General features: G+C 62.8%; 14 protein-coding genes. 9 read left to right on the top strand and 5 right to left on the bottom strand.

Going from position 1 to position 16,680, the window contains the following annotated elements; translation table 11 throughout:
* The first annotated feature begins 13 nt into the window (after positions 1-13).
* From ABZS45_RS11790 to ABZS45_RS11775, 4 genes are all read left to right on the top strand, one after another.
* Positions 14-271, top strand: a complete 258-nt coding sequence (locus tag ABZS45_RS11790) for a CBU_0592 family membrane protein (protein WP_412099987.1) — start codon at positions 14-16, stop codon at positions 269-271.
* Positions 272-326: 55 nt separating this feature from the next.
* Positions 327-899, top strand: a complete 573-nt coding sequence (locus ABZS45_RS11785; RefSeq protein ID WP_412099986.1) for a TetR/AcrR family transcriptional regulator — start codon at positions 327-329, stop codon at positions 897-899.
* Positions 900-1,017: 118 nt separating this feature from the next.
* The gene (locus ABZS45_RS11780; protein WP_412099985.1) at positions 1,018-2,736 is read left to right on the top strand and encodes an ABC transporter ATP-binding protein; all 1,719 of its coding nucleotides are present in this window, start codon (positions 1,018-1,020) and stop codon (positions 2,734-2,736) included.
* Complete coding sequence (locus ABZS45_RS11775) at positions 2,737-4,680, top strand: ABC transporter ATP-binding protein (protein WP_412099984.1); 1,944 nt, start codon at positions 2,737-2,739, stop codon at positions 4,678-4,680.
* Between the two features lie 57 nt (positions 4,681-4,737).
* Here ABZS45_RS11775 and ABZS45_RS11770 read toward each other — a convergent pair whose 3' ends face one another.
* The 3 genes from ABZS45_RS11770 to ABZS45_RS11760 are packed head-to-tail and all read right to left on the bottom strand — an operon-like array spanning position 4,738 to position 6,341.
* Positions 4,738-5,322: a hypothetical protein gene (locus tag ABZS45_RS11770; protein WP_412099983.1), complete on the bottom strand. Its 585-nt coding sequence runs from the start codon at positions 5,320-5,322 to the stop codon at positions 4,738-4,740.
* Positions 5,315-5,779 (bottom strand): DUF6114 domain-containing protein, encoded by a 465-nt coding sequence (locus ABZS45_RS11765; RefSeq protein WP_412099982.1) that lies wholly within the window; start codon positions 5,777-5,779, stop codon positions 5,315-5,317. Before ABZS45_RS11765 ends, ABZS45_RS11770 begins: the two co-directional genes overlap by 8 nt.
* Positions 5,769-6,341 carry a DUF6230 family protein gene (locus ABZS45_RS11760; protein WP_049154769.1) on the bottom strand — a complete coding sequence of 191 codons (573 nt, stop codon included), beginning with the start codon at positions 6,339-6,341 and terminating at the stop codon, positions 5,769-5,771. Before ABZS45_RS11760 ends, ABZS45_RS11765 begins: the two co-directional genes overlap by 11 nt.
* A gap of 112 nt (positions 6,342-6,453) precedes the next feature.
* Here ABZS45_RS11760 and ABZS45_RS11755 point away from each other — a divergent pair, with 112 nt between their 5' ends.
* From ABZS45_RS11755 to ABZS45_RS11740, 4 genes are all read left to right on the top strand, one after another.
* A complete protein-coding gene (locus tag ABZS45_RS11755; protein WP_412099981.1) occupies positions 6,454-9,387 on the top strand; it encodes a (Fe-S)-binding protein in 2,934 nt (977 codons plus the stop codon).
* Positions 9,388-9,456: 69 nt separating this feature from the next.
* Positions 9,457-10,686, top strand: a complete 1,230-nt coding sequence (locus tag ABZS45_RS11750; protein WP_412099980.1) for a cation:proton antiporter — start codon at positions 9,457-9,459, stop codon at positions 10,684-10,686.
* Positions 10,687-10,705: 19 nt separating this feature from the next.
* A complete protein-coding gene (locus ABZS45_RS11745) occupies positions 10,706-11,317 on the top strand; it encodes a DUF1707 domain-containing protein (RefSeq protein ID WP_412099979.1) in 612 nt (203 codons plus the stop codon).
* Positions 11,318-11,327: 10 nt separating this feature from the next.
* A complete protein-coding gene (locus ABZS45_RS11740; protein ID WP_412099978.1) occupies positions 11,328-12,551 on the top strand; it encodes a pyridoxal phosphate-dependent aminotransferase in 1,224 nt (407 codons plus the stop codon).
* A gap of 78 nt (positions 12,552-12,629) precedes the next feature.
* Here the strand turns inward: ABZS45_RS11740 and ABZS45_RS11735 are convergent, their stop codons facing one another.
* Positions 12,630-14,048 carry an HNH endonuclease signature motif containing protein gene (locus ABZS45_RS11735; RefSeq protein ID WP_412099977.1) on the bottom strand — a complete coding sequence of 473 codons (1,419 nt, stop codon included), beginning with the start codon at positions 14,046-14,048 and terminating at the stop codon, positions 12,630-12,632.
* Positions 14,049-14,169: 121 nt separating this feature from the next.
* Here ABZS45_RS11735 and ABZS45_RS11730 point away from each other — a divergent pair, with 121 nt between their 5' ends.
* The gene (locus ABZS45_RS11730) at positions 14,170-15,396 is read left to right on the top strand and encodes a YibE/F family protein (RefSeq protein ID WP_412099976.1); all 1,227 of its coding nucleotides are present in this window, start codon (positions 14,170-14,172) and stop codon (positions 15,394-15,396) included.
* On the opposite strand, the gene ABZS45_RS11725 is transcribed toward ABZS45_RS11730, so the two are convergent.
* Positions 15,326-16,672 (bottom strand): UDP-glucose dehydrogenase family protein, encoded by a 1,347-nt coding sequence (locus ABZS45_RS11725; RefSeq protein ID WP_412099975.1) that lies wholly within the window; start codon positions 16,670-16,672, stop codon positions 15,326-15,328. The genes ABZS45_RS11730 and ABZS45_RS11725 overlap by 71 nt on opposite strands.
* Between the last annotated feature and the right edge of the window lie 8 nt (positions 16,673-16,680).

The following is a 16,680-nucleotide window of genomic DNA, read 5'->3' as shown; positions in this document are numbered from 1 at the left end:
AAGAATCACCTCCATGAGTTTCGCTTTCGAAATCGGCATCATCGCCGGCATCCTGTTCGTCGTGGCCTACGGCCTGCTCAACTTCCGCGTCCTAACAGCTGATTCCCCGCTGTACCAATCCCTTAATTTCCTCGGCGCGACCGGATTCGTCTACACCGCCATTTCTCCCTTTAACCCTGGCCTGTTCATTGTTGAGACAGTATGGGCCATCGTCGCACTTCTTGGTCTCTGGAAGATTTTCATGAAGAAGGACCCCAGCCAGGCTCGATAAAACCCTCGCTGCATGCGAGCACTAGACTGAAGGCCCATCACACACAGGGAGCACGATGTCTAGAGAAGATGCACAGCCACAGCGCAGAGAACTCATCCTGGCTGCGGCCCTTAACACTATCGTTCGCGAAGGCGTTGCCGGGCTATCTTTACGGGCGGTCGCCGCCGAGGCACACGTGGCGCTCGGCTCCATTGCCTACTATTTCACCGATAAAGACGGCCTCATCAACGCCGCGTTTCAGGACTTCACGCACCGCTCGGTGACTGATTTTCGGGAGTTCTACGAAGGCGTTTCCACCCTCGAAGAAGCCCGGGCCGCCACTGTTGACATGCTCTCGGCTACCGCCCGTTCACGCACCGATATCATCCTGGGCAGCGAACTCTACTCGCTGTCGCTGCGCCGCCCGCGCCACCGCATGATCCTTCTGGAGTGGACACGGGCGTGCCAAAAAGTCCTGTCCACATATTTTGATGAACCCACCACGCTGGGGCTTGATGCCCTCTACGAAGGAGCAGTCCTCCACCACGCTATGCGCGTGGGAGAAACTTCGACGCAGCGGATCGCTCTTGCAGTTGAGCGCCTAACCACACCGGAGTCATTCATCTTGCACACCCCACACGCGTTCTAGCGCGCGGTCCCGCGCTGTAGCGCTCGCACGGGGTAACGGATAGACTTTTGCGGTCAATGCCCTTCAGCGGCCCAGCGCAGCAACCGCGCGGCCGCCAACACGCACGAAACGCTGGCACATGGAACTCGTTCGCATCCTTCTATCCCGCTCCAAGCCGTACACCGGCTACGTCATCGCGGTGCTGCTCCTCCAAGCGCTCTCCACCGCGGCTACGCTCTACCTGCCTTCGCTCAACGCGAAGATCATCGACAGAGGCGTGGCTCAAGTAGACATCGACTACATCTGGCGCACCGGCGGCATCATGCTCATCGTGGCCTTCGTCCAAGTTAGCGCCGCCATCGCCGCCATCTGGTTCGGCTCCCGCACCGCCATGGGCCTCGGTCGCGACCTGCGCTCCGACATCTTCCGCCGCGTTACCCGCTACTCCGCCGAGGACATGAGCAATTTCGGCACCGCCACCCTCATCACCCGCGGCACCAACGACGTCCAACAAATCCAGATGGTCTACATGATGATCCTCAACTTCATGGTCACCGCGCCGATCATGTCCATCGGCGGCGTCATCATGGCCATCCGCGAAGACGCCGGCATGTCCTGGCTCGTCGCGGTGTCCGTCATCGTGTTGCTCGCCGCCATCTCCCTCATCATCGTCCGACTCATGCCGCTCTTTCGCGCCTGGCAAGGCAAGCTCGATGTCATGAACGGCACCCTGCGCGAGCAAATCGCCGGCATCCGCGTCGTCCGCGCCTTCACCCGCGAGGAGCACGAATCCGAGCGCTTCCGCACCGCCAACCGTGACCTGACCAATCTCTCCCTCAAGGTCGGCCAGCTGTTCATCCTCATGTTCCCCATCATCACCGTCATTCTCAACGTGGCCACCGGCGCGGTTCTCTGGTTCGGCGGCCACCGCGTGGACGAAGGCCTCGTGGAGGTCGGCTCACTGACCGCCTTCCTGCAGTACCTTCTGCAGATCCTCGCCGCGGTCATGATGGGCACCTTCATGGCGATGATCCTCCCGCGCGCGGTCATCTGTGCACGCCGCATCACCGACGTCCTCGAGCACGAGCCCTCCATCACCGAGCCGACCCACCCCCGCACCCCGGAGCGCTCCGCGGGCGTGGTCGAGTTCGACGACGTCACCTTCCAGTACGCCGGCGCCGAAGCGCCCGTGCTTCACGACGTCTCCTTCACCGCCACCCCCGGCACCACCACCGCGCTCATCGGCGCGACCGGTTCCGGCAAGACCACCGCGCTCTCCCTCATCCCGCGCCTCTACCTCCCGACGAAGGGACGCGTGCTTCTCGACGGCACCGATATCGCCGACATGGCGCGGAAGGACGTCGTCAAGCGTGTCGGCCTCGTGCCGCAGAAGCCCTACCTGTTTAGCGGCACCGTGGCCTCCAACCTGCGCCTGGGCGCGCCGGAGGCCACCGATGAGGAGCTGTGGAACGCGCTGCGCGTGGCCCAGGCGGACTTTGTTGAAGACCTCGACATGCACATCTCCCAGGGCGGCACCAACGTCTCCGGTGGGCAGCGCCAACGCCTGTCCATCGCGCGCATGCTGGTCGCCCGCCCGTTGGTGTATCTCTTTGATGATTCCTTCTCCGCGCTCGACGTGCTCACGGATGCCGCGGTGCGCTCCGGAATGCGCGAGTACACCGCGGAGGCGACGACCATCATCGTGGCGCAGCGCGTGAGCTCGATTGTGGATGCCGACCAGATTCTGGTCATGGACGCCGGGCGCGTCGTAGCCCGCGGCACGCACGGGGAGTTGCTCGAGTCCTCCGAGACGTACCGCGAGATTGTGGAATCCCAGAAGACCTCGGAGGTGGCATAAATGGCTGAGCAGGATAACGCTACCTTGAATGATGACACCACTGCCGAGATCGAGGAGAAGACCGGCGAGAACGCCCCGCGCAAAGCCAAGAACTTCTGGCCCTCCGCCAAGCGCCTCTTTGGTCTCCTCGCGCCGTTCAAGGCACAGCTCTGGGCGATTGCGGCGATGAACCTCGTATGTGTGTTCCTCGCCGTGGCCGCGCCGAAGGTCATGGGCATGGCCACCGACGTTATTTTTTCCGGCGTCATCTCCCGCCAGCTGCCCGCTGGTGTAACCAAGGAGCAGGCCATCGCGGCGCTGCGCGCGGGTGGGCAGGAAAAATTCGCCGACATGGCCTCAGCAATGGACTTGCACCCCGGCTTCGGCATTGATTTTTCCAAGCTGGGCACGATTATTGGCATCGTGATTGCGATGTACGTGGTGTCCTCGCTCTTCCAGTGGTGGCAGGGCTTTTTGCTCAACTCTCTGGTGATGAAGGTAGTCTTCGACCTACGCGAGAACATCGAGGCCAAGCTCAACCGTTTGCCGCTCAATTACTTCGATACGCAATCCCGCGGCGACCTTCTCTCGCGCACCACCAACGATGCCGATAACATCCAGTCCGCCCTCCAACAAGCCATCTCGCAGCTGTTCTACGACCTGCTGATGGTCGTGGGCATCACGGTCATGATGTTCACCGTGTCCTGGCAGCTGGCCCTCGTCGCGCTGCTGGCGCTGCCGCTGACTGCGGTGGTGATTGCGGTCATTGGCTCGCGCGCGCAGAAGCAATTCAAGGCGCAGTGGAAGGCCACCGGTGACCTCAACGGGCAGGTCGAGGAAGCCTTTTCCGGCCACGATCTGGCGACTGTCTTCGGGCGCATCGATTCCATGACGGAGGATTTTGATAAACACAACGATGAGCTGTTCCGCTCCGCGTCGCTGGCGCAGTTCCTGGCCGGAATGATGATGCCGATCATGCAGTTCATCTCTTATCTGTCCTACGTGGTCATCGCGGTGCTGGGCGCGCTCAAGGTGGCCTCCGGCTCGCTGACGTTGGGTGGCGCGCAGGCCTTCATCCAGTATTCCCGCGAGTTCAACCAGCCGCTGGGCCAGCTGGGCGGCATGATGCAGCAGGTGCAATCGGGCGTAGCGTCGGCCGAGCGCGTCTTCGAATTCCTCGACGCCGAAGAAGAACCCGCCGAGGAGCCCACCTCCCGCTTGGGTGGACGCGCCAAAGGTCTCGTGGAATTCGGTGACGTCAATTTCTCCTATGACCCCGACTCCCCGCTCATCCAGGACCTTTCCCTGCGCGTCGAGCCCGGCCAGACCGCGGCCATCGTCGGCCCCACGGGTGCTGGAAAGACCACGCTGGTCAACCTCATCATGCGCTTCTACGACATCGATTCGGGCACCATCCGCCTCGATGGCATCGACACCGCGGAGATTTCCCGCCACGAGCTGCGCTCCCAGGTAGGCATGGTGCTCCAAGACGCCATGGTTTTCGAAGGCACGATCATGGACAACATCCGCTACGGCCGCCTCGACGCCACCGACGAGGAAGTTATCGCCGCCGCGAAGGCCACCTACGTGGACCGCTTCGTCCATTCCCTCCCCGATGGCTATGACACCAAGATTGACCAGGATGGCGGCGCGATTTCCGCCGGCGAGCGCCAGCTCATCACCATCGCGCGCGCTTTCCTGGCGCAGCCGGCGCTGCTCATCCTCGATGAAGCCACCTCTTCCGTGGATACCCGCACCGAGGTGCTCGTTCAGCAAGCCATGAATGCGCTGCGCGCGGACCGCACCTCCTTCATCATCGCGCACCGCCTCTCCACGATTCGCGACGCCGACCTCATCATCGTCATGGAAGAAGGCCGCATCGTCGAGCAAGGCACCCACGCAGAGCTTCTCGACGCCCACGGCGCCTACTGGCGCCTCCACCAGTCCCAGTTCCGCGAAGACTAACGCGCCGCAGTTGCGCATAACGCAGAGCTAGGACGCCACGCCCCCGGCGCATCGCCGTTACTCGACGGTAATGGACACTGTCGGGGCCGAGAACGTATCACCCGTGAGGTTCGCCAGCTCAAGGGTGACGTCGCTTAAGGAAAGGTGCTCCATGAGGGCGTCGGGAAGCTCGGCGTCTGGGACAGGATTCGGCTGGGGTATGCCGAGCTGAGCGAGGACGGCATTGATATCGTCGCTGGTGAGATCGGCCGCGACGGGCACGGTGCGCGCGCCTTCGACGGTGGGGGTGGCGGTCAGCGAGGTCGCCACGATGCGCACTGAACCCTCCACTTCGGTCAGGGCGTCGTCGGTGGTGAGCAGGCCATCGCCGGCGTTGCCTGGCAGCGTGATAGCCAAATCGCGCACAACGAGGCGATCCCCAGTCAGTTCCAGTACACGCACCTCCCCGTCGCCAGTGGGCATTGTGCCCAGTGTGGCTTTCACGTTCCCCGTCAGCGTGACCTCATCAGCCGTCACGGTGGAAAAGTAGGGCTGCGCCGGGGCGACCTGCGCGCTCACGCCCGTCGCGCTCACTGCGAGGGCCGCCACGGTAGCGATGACTACTTTCCGTGAGCGCGAAGGGCGGAGCCGGTGCTTAACCATCGCTAGGCTCCCAGGCCAAGGTCAGCGCGCCACCAACGATGCCGAGCACTGAGCCGATGAGGAAGCCACCCAGGTTGGAGGTGGGAAGCGCGATTACGGCCACAATGATGCCCAGCACGCCCAGGTACGTCGCAGTGGTGGGACGGAAGCACGCGCCGAGACCAAACATGACGAGCAGCGCCCCGATGAGCAGCGTGGACACACCCGATACCGTGGAAATCATCACGAGTAGATCCGAAATCTGCACCGTGAAGTAGGCCGGCATAGCGATGACGATGCCCGAAAGAATGAGCAGCAGCCCCGGAATAAACGGCCGCCCGGCGCGCCACGCCGTGAACCGCGCCCACACCCCGCCTGTGGCTGCCGCGGGAGCTACAGCCTGGTCGACATCGAGAGAATCCGGCGCTTCTGCTCCATGCCGCGCTGCGTCGGAATCCCTAGCATGATCAGCAGACATTGCCGCGGCCCCGCTCCACAGAGACGCCCACGTTCTTCGCTGACAAGGTCTTCGCGCCGATGGAGGTGGCACGGACGTCGTCGGCAGTCAGCGAAACCTGCTTGGCATAGAGGCCCCACGTCCCCGGGTCGGCGGACTGAGACAGCTGGCTGGCGTCGATGCCCACGTTCGCGTCCTGCATGACCAGCGAGCCCTCGATATTCGACGCACCAACGAGGAGACCAGTGGCCTCCACACTGTTATCGCCCTTCGCCTTGAGCGCGAGCGTGGACTCCCCTACCGCAGGCAGGTCAGTGGTGACATAAAGACACAAATCCGAGGCCACGGCGTGTTCCATCTTCAGCCGCGCGGTGGGAACATCCTCCTCGCCCTTCTTGTCGCTATCCACAAACAAGGAAAAGCCATCGCCTTCCAAGTGACGAATGTTGACGTTGAAGAACGTACCCGAGAGCGCCAGATTCGCCGTCAGACCGCCCTGCGCAACCGCAACTCCGGCCACTCCGAATGCTGCGAAGCCCGCAACGAGGCCCACCGCGGCCTTCGGAACATTGATTCTGCCCACAACGCCTCCTGAATTTTTAGCCCTCAAGATGATAGCTGAATCCTGACTCACTGATTTAGGCGGCGAGGATTTAAGGTAGGAGGCACGCACAGCAGCAATCAAAGGAGCGCTCATGTTCGGCTGGATTGCCATCGCCGCATCGGTCCCGGTGTGGCTGTACTTTTTCTACCGCCTCACGGCGCTGTTTCGGTTCATCCGCTCCGGCGGGCCCACGCAGCTGAACCGCACCGACCGCCCCATGGCGCGCCTCGGCCGCGTGCTCATCGAAGTCTTCGGCCACACTCACTTCAAAGGCCGGCCGCTGGTCAACGCCGCGCACTGGCTCGTGATGGTGGGCTTCCTCTTCGGCTCCATCGTGTGGTTCGAGGCCTATATCCAAACCTTCGCGCCCGATAAAGGCTGGCCGTGGCTCAGCGACTGGCCGGTGTACCACTTCATCGAAGAGGTCCTCGCGATCGGCACCGTGCTCGGTATTTGCTTCCTCATTGGCGTGCGCCTAAAACTCGGCCATACCGACCGCGGCAGCCGCTTCTACAACTCGCAGGTCTTCCCTGCACATCTAGTGGAGGCCATCGTGCTTCTCGAGGGCCTCGGCATGCTCGCCGTCAAGGCCGCTGCGATCGACACATATGGCGGTGGGTCCCCGTGGGCTGATTTCTTGACCATGCGTGTGGCGGGGGTGATGGGGGCGTCGCCAAGCATGGTGCAATTCTTTGCCCTGGTGAAGCTGCTGACGGGCCTGGTGTTCATCGCGTGCATCGCCCACTATTTCCAGTGGGGCGTGATGTGGCACCGCTTCCTGGCGTTCTTCAACATCTTCTTCCAACGCAACGCCGACGGTGAGAAGGCGCTGGGCGCTCTCCCCACGCCGGACTTGGAGGACCTCGAGCCGGGGAGCTGGAAGATGCTTCTCGACGCCTCCTCCTGCACCGAGTGCGGCCGCTGCCAGGACCTGTGCCCCGCGTGGAACACCGAGAAGCCGCTGAGCCCGAAGAAGCTCATGATGGACCTGCGCCAGGGCGCGCTGGATAATTACAACCCACACGAAGGGCTCAACGTGCTGGCGATGGCGGGCACGATTGATGATGATGTCCTGTGGTCCTGCACCAACTGCGGTGCGTGCGTGGACCAGTGCCCGGTGGACATCGAGCACATCGACCACGTGGCGGACCTGCGCCGGTTTAAGGTGCTAGCGGAATCCGACTTCCCGTCGGAGCTGACCGGGCTGTTTAAGAACATGGAGACGAAGGGCAACCCGTGGGGGCGCAACGCCTCGGAGCGGCGCACGTGGATCGATGAGGCGCGCGCCGATGGCATCGAGGTGCCGATCATCGGCGAGGATGCGGAGGATTTTTCGGACCTGGAGTACCTGTTCTGGGTCGGTTGCGCGGGTACTTATGACGACAAGGGCCGCGCCACGACGCGCGCCGTGGTGGACATGCTGCACACCGCCGGCGTGAAGTTCGGCGTGTTGGCCACGGGCGAGACCTGTACCGGTGACCCGGCGCGCCGTGCCGGAAATGAGTTCCTGTTCCAGGTGATGGCAGAGCAGAACGTCGCCACGCTTAACGACGCCTTTGCCGGCGTCCCCAAAGGCCAGCGCAAAATCATCACGACGTGCCCGCACTGCTTCAATACGATTCGCAACGAATACCCCGACTTCGACGGCCACTTCGACGTGCTGCACCACACGCAGCTGCTCAACCGTTTGGTGCGGGAGAAGCTGCTGGTCCCAGTGCCGCGCTCCCCGGAGGACCGCAAACCGGTGACCTACCACGACCCGTGCTTCCTGGGCCGCCACAACAAGGTCTTCGACCCGCCGCGTGAGCTCGTCGAGGCGACCGGTGCATCGCTGGCGGAGATGGACCACAATCGCGACGAGGCTTTCTGTTGCGGTGCCGGTGGCGCGCGCATGTTCATGGAAGAAAACCAGGGCAAGCGAGTTAATGAATTCCGCTCGGAGCAGGCCGTGGCGACCGGTGCGGAGCAGATTGCGACGGGCTGCCCGTTCTGCAATGTCATGCTCACCGGTGGCGTGAAGTCCATCGCGCCGCAGACTCAGGTCAGCGATGTGGCGCTCATGTTGCGCGACGCCATTGCCCCCTCCGGCGACCTCCCCGCTCCGCGCGAAAAGGCCTTCCTCGATACTCCCCGCCGCGAGCCCGTCCCAGAAAAGCCCGCTCCGGCACAGCCTTCCAGCCCGGCTACACAGACAGAAACGTCAGCGCCGAGTATGCCAAACGCGGTCGCAACGCCAACGCCTCCTGCCGCGCCGAGTGCACCGCAAGCACCCGCCGCACCGAGCGCACCCGCAGCGCCATCTGCCCCCAGCACGCCGAGCGCACCGCAAGCACCCGCCGCGCCGAGCGCACCGCAGGCGCCATCTACCCCGGCTGCGCCAACGGCTCCCAGTGCACCGCAGGCGCCAGCTGCACCACATGCCGCAGGAGCTCCAACTGCTCCTACGGCACCGAGTGCTCCCAAAACACCTACAGCACCGTCCGCACCAAACGCGCCCGGGGCTCCATCTGCAAACACTCCGGCGCCGAACGCCGCCGCTGCACCGCAGGCACCAGCGAACGCCCCCGCAGCACCAACCGCTCCCCAGGCACCCGGTGCACCATCGACGCCAAACGCCGCAGCTGTACCGACTGCCCCGGCGGCGCCCAAGGCTGCAACAACACCAAACGTTCCCGGCGCTTCGGCGGTGCCAGCAGCGCCGAGCACGCCAACGACACCTCAGGCTCCAGCCACCCCTTCAGCGCCGCCTACGCCCAGCGCTCCTGCGGCCCCGAGTGCACCGAACGCAGCCGCTGTACCAACCGCGCCGGGGACTCCCCCCAAGGCTGCAACAGCACCAAGCGCGCCGACGGCGCCATCAGCAGCAGGCGTTCCCGCTGTGCCAAGCACGCCGCAAGCACCCACGGATACTCCTTCGGTACCGAAGGCACCGCCTGCACCGAGTGCACCAAACGCGGGCTCCGTGCCGAAGGCTCCGGCTGCGCCGCAGGTTCCGGAGGAAGGGGCGTCGGAAAGCGAGGACTAGTGCGACGTCGGCCACATCAACGCCGCGCAAGGTAGGCGTGCCTGATACCCCACAGGTACGCTCTACTCCATGCAATCTGACGTGACCTACGTCCTCGCTTCGGGCGAAACCAACTACACCAACTCGCTGGTGTCCTTCGCATGGATCATGGCGGTAGCGCTGCTGGCACCGTTGGTATCCCATGCCCTAGGCAAGAAGATGCCGGCCGTGGCACTGCTTATTTTCTTCGGCATGCTCATCGGCCCTTCGATGTTGGGCTTGGCGCACGAAGACCCCGGCATTGGCATGCTCAAGGAGCTTGGCGTGGGTGCACTGTTCCTCCTTGCGGGTTTCGAAATCGACCTCGCCGCCCTGAAATCGAAGGAAGCCGCCACAGGGCTATCCACGTGGCTCATCTGCGTAGTGGCGTGTGGCGTCGGCGCCTACTTCCTCATGGATGACATCCCCAGCGCCATCGTCATGGCCATCGCTTTGACGTCGACTGCTCTGGGCACCATCACTCCGATGCTCAAGCAGGACAAACTCCTGGGCACTCGAGTGGGTGATTCCGTGGTTATCCACGGCGCGATCGGTGAGGTCGCGCCAATTACTGCAATGGCACTCCTGTTGGGCTCGCGCTCCACGTGGACAACGATGCTGATTCTTCTCGCCTTCATCGCAATCGCGGTCACCGTGGCCGTCATGCCCTTCGCCATTACCACCCTCATGCCGTGGTTCAAGGATGCCTTCATCTCCGGGGCGGGCTCCACCAACCAAACCATCATGCGTCTCATCATCCTGATGCTGGCCATCCTCATGGCGGTGACGGCGGTATTCGAACTCGACATCGTCTTGGGCGCCTTTGCAACGGGCATCATCCTCAACCGCATCATTCCCGATGAGTTCCATAAGGGCTTGGAAAACCGCCTCGACGTGGTTTTTTATTCCATGCTCATTCCCGTCTTCTTCGTGGTCTCCGGCATGGCGATTGACTGGAACGTCATCATGGACGAGCCCATCAAGGTCCTCGGCATCCCGCTGCTCATCCTGGTAACCCGTGGCCTGCCGGTGTTCCTACGCGAAAACCTTCACCAGACCGGCTCCAACGTCGAAACCACCCGCGAGCGCATCCAGGTTGCCCTCTACGCGGCGACCGGCCTGCCCATCATCGTGGCGGTGATGACGCTGGCGGTGGATTCCGGCATCGTCGATAGTGAAACAGCCTCCATTTTCATCGCCGGCGGCGCGCTCACGGTTGCCATTTTCCCGTTCCTCTCCGGCCTCGTGCGCGAAAAAGAACCCGCAAAGGAAGAGGATTAAGGCTGTTAAAATAGCCAATGTGAATAGTCCTTTCAGCATGCGGCTTTCCGACGCCGAACGGACCGACGCCGTCAACGACCTCGCCCAAGCACTGGGTGAAGGCCGCCTCACCATGGATGAGTTCGAGGAGCGCACCGACGCGGTGATACAGGCAACCACGCGCCGCGAACTGGCAGATGTCTTCATGGATATCCCCACCAAGGCCACCAGCGAGCTCAAGATCTACTCCCAAGGTGAGGTGGCCCGCGCCTACCAATCAACTCGGAAACCCCGCTTAGCCACCGCGCTGGTTGGCTCGCTAGGGCTCTTTTTCGGCTCGATCGCATCCTTTGCCGCCCTATCCGGCGTCACCGCCGCACTCACTGGCACCGGCCTGCTTTTCCTCATCCCTGCGTTGTGGATCATGCTCTACGTGGCCAAGGTGGGGCCGGAGTCCTGGCACCGTCCGTCGCCGCGACAGATCGAGCGCCAGCGCATGCGCGAGCTGAAGGCCGCCGGCGCTGAAGAACGCGCGCAGATGCGGGCGTTGGAGCAGGCGCAGTGGGCGGAGAGGCGTCGCCAAGCAAGTGAAATTACTGGGGATGCGATGAATCTGGCCAAACGCAAGCTGGAACAGTGGAACCAGAAGTAACATATCCGGCATGACTCAGAACCGGATTTTTGATCAATCCACCAAACTACAGGGCGTTGCCTACGATATTCGCGGCGAGGTTTCCACGGAGGCCGAGCGCATGGAGCTCGACGGGCACAGCATTCTGAAGCTCAACACCGGCAACCCGGCGGTGTTTGGTTTCGATGCACCGGATGTCATCATGCGCGACATGATTGCGGCGCTGCCGACCTCCCAGGGCTACTCCACGTCGAAGGGCATTATCCCGGCGCGGCGCGCGATTGTGACCCGCTATGAGCTGGAGGATTTCCCCAGCTTCGACGTCAATGACGTGTACCTGGGCAACGGCGTCTCCGAGCTGATTTCGATGGTGACGCAAGCGCTGCTTGACGACGGCGACGAGGTTCTCATCCCCGCCCCTGACTACCCCCTGTGGACGGCGGCGACGTCGCTGGCGGGTGGCACACCTGTGCACTATTTGTGCGATGAGGAGGATGAGTGGAATCCCTCCATTGAGGATATTCGCGCGAAAGTAACAGAGAAGACCAAGGCAATTGTGGTCATTAATCCGAATAACCCGACAGGTGCCGTATATTCGCGTGAAACGTTGCAGAAGATCGTGGATGTGGCGCGTGAATATAACCTGCTGATTTTGGCGGATGAAATTTATGACCGCATTCTGTACGACGGCGCGCGGCACATCTCGATTGCCTCGCTGGCCCCGGACTTGCTGACGATTACGTTTAATGGCTTGTCGAAAGCCTACCGCGTGGCCGGCTACCGCGCGGGCTGGATGGTGCTGACCGGCCCGAAGTCCCATGCGCGCGGCTTCATCGAGGGTTTGGATCTGCTGGCAGGCACGCGCCTGTGCCCGAATGTGCCGGCGCAGCACGCGATCCAGGTGGCGCTGGGTGGGCGGCAGTCCATTTATGAGCTCACCGGCGAGGGCGGCCGCTTGCTGAAGCAGCGCAATATTGCTTACGAGAAGCTCAACGAGATTCCTGGTGTGTCCGTGGTGAAGCCGATGGGCGCGCTGTATTGCTTCCCGCGCTTGGATCCAAACGTGTATGAGATTCACGATGACTCCAAGCTCATGCTGGATATTCTGCGTGCCGAGAAAATCCTCATGGTGCAGGGCACCGGCTTTAACTGGCCCACGCCGGATCACTTCCGTGTGGTCACGCTGCCGTGGGCGTCCCAGCTGGAGAACGCGATTGAGCGGCTCGGCAACTTCCTGGTGAGCTACCGCCAGTAGCCCTGCTTCCCACGATCGGGCAGGCGTAAAGAGGCGCCCTCGCTGCCAAAAGCATTCAGGCGCCTCTTGGCTCAAACGCTAGCAGTCGGGTGGGGCGGGACTTCCCGGCTCAGAACGTGTGGATGTCGGTGATTCGGCCGGCTTTGCGGTCTGGGCGCGACGGCTTGTGCTAGGCCCCGCAACGGTGCTTACTGTGTCTTGACGGTTTTCGTGAATACGCCGGGCGCGTGATGCGCGGTGCGGATGTACCGGTTCCCGCGGATCGCGAGGGCCAGCCGGCACCCATTTAATCTTGCCGTTTTCCCGCACGATGCGACCACGGCCCGGCAGTCCGTTAATAGCGTTGTGGTATTTGCACAGCGGGGTGAGGTTTTCGGGGTTCGTCTCGCCGCCGTTTCTCCATTCCTTGATGTGGTGTATCTGGCAATAATCAGCCCCACACAAGCAACGGCCCCAGGCACAGGTTGGTTGTTCCCCACTTGCCATGATGCGCTGCTTCTCCGAGGCAACCCGCTGGGTGCGGTGAAGTTCCACGGGGCCTTTGACACGGTCGACGAGCATGACGAGTCCTTCTTCGGCGAACTCCCGCTCGATAAGTTCTTTGCCCGTAATCTTGGCGCCGTTGGATAGCTGGATCACGATATCCCCGAGGTCAGGCGCTGCACTGGAGGCAGATGCTGTGGTGTCGTTGCCGGGCGTCACATCGCTGCTGCCAGCACGTGCATCGTGGCCGGCATCAGCAGTAGGTGTATCTGGCTGGCTGGAAGCAGGAGTGGACGGTGATGCGTCGGCGGGCTGGCTGGAAGCAGGAGTTGCGGCTGCAGAGGACGCTGTTGTGCAGGAAAGAGGTGCCGAGGAAGGCGCGTTCGATTCTGCGGAGTCGGGGCGCGGGGTGGACGGGTCGCCCAAGCGGCCCAAGATTGTGGCGTACTCGGGAAGCTCCATGACGGCGAGGGTTTGGGGAACGGGGCGGGCGAGGCGACCTTCGCGAAACGCAGCCGTAAACGAGCCGACGGGATCGTCTTCGTCGATGTTGGGACGCAAGTCCTCGATGAGCGCCGCCGGGGCCGTGAGCGTGAGCTTGGACAGCTCCTTTCCACGGCGAATTGTCACGCCAGGCTTTGGCGCGGGCGGCGGGTTGAGCTCAGCAATGCGCTTGCGCGCATAGCGGGCAACGGTCTTTTCATCACCAGCGATACCGCACAATTCAATGCGCAGATCCCAGGCTTCGCGCTGCTGCTTCAACCGGCCCGCGAAGCGCTCAATGAGCAGCAGCGTGGGCAGGTCGTGTCCATTAGCGCGCGCCGCCGAAACGGCGCGCGCTTGTTTGCGGGTGAAGGAGGTGGGGGCAAAGTAGACGTCGAAAAGCGCCAGCAAGGAGCGTGCCACAGACTCCGGACCCCACGCCCGCAGCTGCTCGAAGCTGAGCCCCGCAACGCCGGCGACGAGCTCGATGCCCGCCGCCTGGCTGCGAAGATGCGCTTCTACAAGGTTCATGCCAGCAACGCTAAACGCCCCACCCGCCTCACACAACGGCACCGCCGCCAGCCTGTGGATAACTTGTTGATCGCGTCATCATTAGTTTTCTTTTTAATGAAACTCATTCACAATGATGGGCATGACTAACCTAAATCCGTGGCGTACGGGGCTCATCAGCTTTCTTGCGCTCACCGCCCTGATAACGCTTGCGGGTTTGTTTCTACTGCGCCCCACCACCCCAACATCCGAGCACACCAGCGCCGATTTCTTCGCTACCTATGCGCTCAATCAGCCACAGGTCACCGGAACCGTCGACCGCGTCGATCACCATCTTTGCAGCGACCCCCACGCCGGCCAGGCCTTCGACGAAGCCCCGCTGATTCCCGCCGCGAGCGAGGACACCGGCTGCACCCGTGCACTGATAGAACTGACCTCCGGCGAGGACACGGGGCGCAAAACCCAACTCATCTTCCACGGCCTGGCCAGCGACCCGACCTTAAACCAGGGCGATGAGATAATTCTTACCGTCTCCAGCGACGGCACCTATGCCTTCGCTGATTTTCAGCGCAGTGGAAGCCTTGCGTTGTGGGCTATTATCGCGGCCCTTGTCATCGTTGGCTTCGCTGCCTGGCACGGGCTGCGCGCGCTGGTGGGCCTTGTAATCAGCTTGGCAATCGTGTTTTTCTACCTCATCCCCTCCCTCATCGAGGGCCATTCGGCGCTACCGCTGGCGCTCGTTACCTGCGCGACCATCCTCTTCCTAGCCGTTCCTCTCGTGCACGGCGTGAACTGGAAATCAGCCTCCGCCCTGGGAGGTGCATTGGTGGCGCTAGCGATTTCGGGGGCGTTGGGGTGGGCGTCGATAAGCAGCACAGCGTTAACAGGCTCGAGCTCGGAGGATAACCTCAAGCTGCTGCTCTACATGCCAGGCGTTTCCGTCGTGGGAGTGTTGCTGTGCGGGTTCATCATTGGTGCGCTCGGCAGCCTCAACGATATCGCGGTGGCGCAGGCCTCCACCGTGCGCGAGCTCAACGCCGCCGACCCCACAGCCGGGCCCGGCGCGCTTTTCATGTCAGCCATGAAGGTGGGCCGCGACCATATTGCTTCCATGGTGTACACCATCGTGCTGACCTATACCGGCGCGGCGCTGCCGCTGCTCATGCTCATCACTGCGGCGCAGCGCCCAGCACTGCAGATTCTCTCCAGTGACCTCGTCGCCACGGAGGTTCTGCGCTCCCTGCTGGGCGCGATGGCCTTGACACTAGCGGTGCCACTGACCACCGCGATTGCGGCGTTTACTGTGCCGGAAGGACGCGGCCGAGTGCTTCCACAGTCCAGCCGGCCGCGCGCCAAGCATCGACGTTGAGAACGTTGCGACCGTCGATGATGTGACGGCGGGCCACCAGCGCACCGGCCACAGCCGGGTCGAGGTCACGGAATTCCTGCCACTCGGTGGCGAGGATGACCAGCTCGGTGTCCTTGAGTGCCTCGCTTGCCGACGCCACGTAATTCAACGTCGGGAACACCTTCTTAGCGTTCTCCATACCCTGCGGGTCATAAACCGTCACGGCGGCTCCCGCTAGGGAAAGCGAACCGGCCACGGAGAGTGCTGGCGAGTCGCGGACATCATCGGAGTTCGGCTTGAACGCGCAGCCCAGCACGGTGACGCGGTGGCCGAGGAGGGAACCGTCGAAGGCTTGCTTGGCCAGGTCGACGACGCGGTCACGGCGGCGCATGTTGATGGCGTCGACCTCGCGCAGGAAGGTCAGGGCCTGATCAGCGCCGAGCTCGCCGGCGCGCGCCATGAAGGCGCGGATATCCTTTGGCAGGCAGCCACCGCCGAAGCCCAAGCCCGCGCCGAGGAATTTGCGGCCGATGCGCTCGTCGTAGCCGATGGCGTCGGCAAGCTTGACCACGTCCGCCCCAGCAATCTCGCAGATTTCTGACACGGCATTGATGAAGGAAATCTTGGTGGCCAAGAAAGCGTTGGCGGAGACCTTGACCAGCTCGGCGGTCTGCAGGTCCGTCACGATGAACGGGGTGTTCTGCGTCAGCGGCTGGGCATAGACCTCGCGGGCGACCTCTTCGGCGTTACTTACACCGTCGGCGAGCCCTGCCTCGCCGACGCCGAGGACGATGCGGTCCGGGGTGATGGTGTCCTTGACGGCGTAGCCCTCGCGCAGGAACTCCGGGTTCCAGGCAATCTCCACGCTGGCGCCCTCCGGGGCGAGTTCATCAGCCATCTCCTGCAGCTGTGCCGCAGTGCCCACCGGGACGGTGGACTTGCCGAAGATGATGTGCTCGCCTTTCAAGCGCGGTACCAGTTCGGTGATGACGGACTTCACGTAGGTGAGATCCGCAGCGTAGGAGCCGTGGGCCTGCGGGGTGCCGACGCCGAGGAAGTGCACGTTGGCGAACTCCGCGGCGTCATCATAGCTGGTGGAAAAGTCTAGGCGGCCGGCCTCGATGTTGCGCTCGAGTACCTCCGGCAGGCCAGGCTCATAGAACGGCACGCGGCCGTCCTTGAGAGCTTCAATCTTGTGTTCATCAACATCTACGCCGAGCACCTCGTGGCCGAGCTCCGCCATGCAAGCGGCGTGCGTCGCGCCTAGGTAGCCGGTACCAATCACAGTCATACGCATAACCGGGA

This window comes from Corynebacterium aurimucosum, assembly GCF_046895345.1.
In the GTDB taxonomy this organism is placed as follows: Bacteria; Actinomycetota; Actinomycetes; order Mycobacteriales; family Mycobacteriaceae; genus Corynebacterium; species Corynebacterium aurimucosum_G.
This window is presented reverse-complemented; position numbering and strand designations above follow the sequence as displayed.

Excerpts from the sequence above, each read along its gene's own strand:
- ABZS45_RS11790 (WP_412099987.1), top strand. The coding sequence starts at position 14 with ATGAGTTTCGCTTTCGAAATCGGCATCATCGCCGGCATCCTGTTCGTC.
- ABZS45_RS11785 (WP_412099986.1), top strand. The coding sequence starts at position 327 with ATGTCTAGAGAAGATGCACAGCCACAGCGCAGAGAACTCATCCTGGCT.
- ABZS45_RS11780 (WP_412099985.1), top strand. The coding sequence starts at position 1,018 with ATGGAACTCGTTCGCATCCTTCTATCCCGCTCCAAGCCGTACACCGGC.
- ABZS45_RS11775 (WP_412099984.1), top strand. The coding sequence starts at position 2,737 with ATGGCTGAGCAGGATAACGCTACCTTGAATGATGACACCACTGCCGAG.
- ABZS45_RS11770 (WP_412099983.1), bottom strand. The coding sequence starts at position 5,322 with ATGGTTAAGCACCGGCTCCGCCCTTCGCGCTCACGGAAAGTAGTCATC.
- ABZS45_RS11765 (WP_412099982.1), bottom strand. The coding sequence starts at position 5,779 with ATGTCTGCTGATCATGCTAGGGATTCCGACGCAGCGCGGCATGGAGCA.
- ABZS45_RS11755 (WP_412099981.1), top strand. The coding sequence starts at position 6,454 with ATGTTCGGCTGGATTGCCATCGCCGCATCGGTCCCGGTGTGGCTGTAC.
- ABZS45_RS11750 (WP_412099980.1), top strand. The coding sequence starts at position 9,457 with ATGCAATCTGACGTGACCTACGTCCTCGCTTCGGGCGAAACCAACTAC.
- ABZS45_RS11740 (WP_412099978.1), top strand. The coding sequence starts at position 11,328 with ATGACTCAGAACCGGATTTTTGATCAATCCACCAAACTACAGGGCGTT.
- ABZS45_RS11735 (WP_412099977.1), bottom strand. The coding sequence starts at position 14,048 with ATGAACCTTGTAGAAGCGCATCTTCGCAGCCAGGCGGCGGGCATCGAG.
- ABZS45_RS11730 (WP_412099976.1), top strand. The coding sequence starts at position 14,170 with ATGACTAACCTAAATCCGTGGCGTACGGGGCTCATCAGCTTTCTTGCG.
- ABZS45_RS11725 (WP_412099975.1), bottom strand. The coding sequence starts at position 16,672 with ATGCGTATGACTGTGATTGGTACCGGCTACCTAGGCGCGACGCACGCC.